Genomic DNA, 2,973 nt, shown 5'->3' with positions numbered 1-2,973 from the left:
CAGAGGACTGAGAAGGCTTTGGTTCAACAGGGACAGAAGGAGGAGAAACAGTATCCAGAGATGAAGTGTCCTCCGGAGCAGAGGGCTCAGATGGCAACGACATAGAAAGTGGATCAGGGCGTGGAGAATCGACAGGATCAGAGGACGTAGAAGAAGGAGGGTCAGACACAAACGACGTAGAAAGTGGATTGGGAGGGGGAGGATCAACAGGATCAGAGGACGTAGAAGAAGGAGAGTCAGATGTCAACGACGTAGAAAGTGGATCGGGAGGAGAAGATGGAGGATCAACAGGATCAGGGGATGTAGAAGAAGGAGCGTCAGACATAAACGACGTAGAAAGTGGATTGGGAGGGGGAGGATCGACAGGAGCAGAGGACGTAGAAGAAGGAGGGTCAGACATAAACGACGTAGAAAATGGATCGGGAGGGAGAGGATCGACAGGAGCAGAGGACGTAAAAGAAGGAGGGTCAGACACAAACGACGTAGAAAATGGATCGGGAGGGAGAGGATCGACAGGAGCAGAGGACGTAAAAGAAGGAGCGTCAGACATAAACGACGTAGAAAATGGATCGGGAGGGAGAGGATCGACAGGATCAGAGGACGTAGAAGAAGGAGGGTCAGACACAAACGAAGTAGAAAGTGGATCGGGAGGGGGAGGATCGACAGGAGCAGAGGACGTAAAAGAAGGAGGGTCAGACACAAACGAAGTAGAAAGTGGATCGGGAGGGGGAGGATCGACAGGAGCAGAGGACGTAGAAGAAGGAGAGTCAGATATCAACGACGTAGAAAGTGAATTGGGGGGAGAAGATGGAGGATTAACAGGATGAGATAATGAAGAAGGTTTACCAAATGGACCATTATAAGAACCTATTCTAGAAGAAATATAAACCCCTTCGAGTCGGAAATCCCAAAATTCCCCCTCACCTTCCACTAATCTTTGCGTAGCATCTGCTTCTCCAAAGGGCGAACCTGGACCATAACCACGAATACGATATTGATAAGGAAAACCTTTCACCGTAGTATAATCATCATAACCATTGGCGAGTCGAAAAGAACCTGCCTGCGCTGTTCCAGCAACTTGAATGAGTGAAATGCTTTGATCTTTTCCCTCATAGACTTCTTTACTTGCATATTTTGGAAAATTTTGCACATGAACGAATGTCGTTCCAGAAACATCCCCATAGATCAATATGCGATCCGTCTTTTGGGGATTAAACAAACCCTCATCATTCAAAAATGCATTCAACCTAATCTGAGCGTTTCCCTCGGCACTGTAGACTTTTTTATCTTTTGATGCGAGAATTTTATCTCCTGCACCTATATCTGCTTTTTTTCCAATGCGTAGCGTTTGATAACCACTGTCTTCATCAAAGATCAATGTGCTATTGGAAAGACTTAGAGAAGAAAGCGATGAAACAGATTCCTGTAAACCGTTGTATTTACTTTTAGTAAGATACCATTTTGAATAACGAATTAACTCTAAATCAATAACCGATCTACCCTCAACACGCGTACCTCCTGTAAGAGAGGAAGCGTTTGCTTTCACCAATAGAGAAGCATTATTTTTAGCTTTTAGCAACAAATCACCAGAGATTTTTGTTTCATCCGATAATTCAAGAGTGCCTTTTACTTCATAGTCTTTATTCCCCTTCGCATAAATCGCAATCCCGTCTGGAACTGTCATATTTGTCTCTGATAAATAAACAAATGCCCTCCCCGTGATAACTTTTTTGGTTTCTAAAATTTTTTCATCATCTCGTTGCCTCAACATTTTAGCAAGTTCTTCTGGAGCTAAAACATTAAAGCACAGTCCATATACTCCCTCACCCTGAACAGAAATATTGTTTTTTTCTATCTTAATATTTGTATTCTTAAAGCCATCTGGTGAAATATATTTTTGAATTAACTTACCATTATCATTTACATAACCTGAAAAGTTTTTCATCAAGAATGCATGCATATGGTTCAGCTGAATAAAATTGTTTTTCAAATGAACGTCACCACCTTGAAAAACCTCAAAAGCTTCTGGCAATACCCCCATAGCTCCATCACCATCTGTTAAAGTTTCCTCCCTCCTTCCTTGCCCCGTAATCCCCATAGTATCAAGAATATAATGCCCCCCAAATCGAGTTGAAAATGAGCCAATCTGGTTAAAATTAACGGTACCGTCTGTCATTTTAACCATTGCATCAAAACCACTCATAATACCGATCCCTTTTACATTCAAATTATCTGGCTCAATATTGATATTCACACTCACTAAAGCAATATCCGTTCCTCTCCCCCATGCATAAATAGCATGTGAAGTCCCCTTAATTTCCCCTACTGTCATGCTAATAACGGCATTTTGAGCACGAAGAGCAGGTATATTCTTAAAATCTGAAGCTATTAAATTAATTTTTCCACCATTTCTTACATACGCCCCATACGCAGATATTTTATCTGGATCATCGCCAAAAACTGTTATCTGAGAGGCATTAACAATAGTGCCTGCTTTTTCTACATATATAGCTGCAATAGGTGCAATATGAGCAGACGTCTCTTGAGAACTTTTTAAGTAATAGATTTTATCTGCGAGAAAGTGTGTTTTTCTATCATCGCATTTATAAAATGCCCCTCCTGCATCACTTGAAGATCCTGCAGCATTAACATACGTAACCTGCAAAAAATAAAGAATAGCTGTTGTAACGTTGCATAAAAATACATATTTATGAAATACATAAATCATAACTCTTGCCGCCTCCTATTCCCCTACTTCTATTCATTGAAGAATAATATCTATATTAAGCTAATAAATTTCTCAAAATACAATAAATATAAAATGAAATATTTAATTTAATACTTAATACAATACTATATACTTATATATAAGTTACTATATAGTTTATGTATCGCTAAAAAAGGTGGCGCAATCCAGCAGAGAAACTCGTTCCAGAAAAACCAATTTTCTTAAATCTATGCTGATAAGTGACA

General features: G+C 40.1%; 1 protein-coding gene. It reads right to left on the bottom strand.

The window, feature by feature from the left end; translation table 11 throughout:
• A partial coding sequence (locus tag ACFINM_RS09545) for an autotransporter outer membrane beta-barrel domain-containing protein (RefSeq protein ID WP_375641264.1) occupies positions 1–2,728 on the bottom strand: 2,728 nt, incomplete at its 3' end.
• Positions 2,729–2,973: the final 245 nt, after the last annotated feature.

Origin of the sequence: Bartonella sp. AA168HLJHH (genome assembly GCF_042197365.1) — a bacterium.
Classification (GTDB): domain Bacteria; phylum Pseudomonadota; class Alphaproteobacteria; order Rhizobiales; family Rhizobiaceae; genus Bartonella.
This window is presented reverse-complemented; position numbering and strand designations above follow the sequence as displayed.